This window comes from Leifsonia sp. HAY1-4F (genome assembly GCF_056755275.1).
On the sequence record NZ_JBNDHX010000326.1, the window covers coordinates 1 to 266 of the forward strand.

Consider the following 266-nt stretch of genomic DNA (forward strand, 5'->3'; position numbering starts at 1 on the left):
GTAGGGAGGCGGACAGTGAAGCATGAATTTGCAAACCTGCTGACGCCATCTCGTCGCGCGGAGCCCCAGGTCCTGCAGCATGAGGCTGCTGTCCGTCTGTTCATCGGGCGCACAGCAGCACTGGTGGATGAACTCGATAACGCAGCGAAAGTAATTACGGTCGATTCACCAGCGACGGCCCGACATCTGCGCCTCGTAGCACAGCAGATCTCGGCAATGGCACTGACAGCGCTCGAAACCTGGCCCAAGGAGCCACAGCGGCCATG

1 protein-coding gene is annotated in these 266 nt (G+C 60.2%); it reads left to right on the forward strand.

The window, feature by feature from the left end; genetic code table 11:
• Positions 1-15: 15 nt before the first annotated feature.
• On the forward strand, positions 16-266 hold a 251-nt coding region (locus ACPYOG_RS19700; RefSeq protein WP_481295809.1), incomplete at its 3' end, for a hypothetical protein.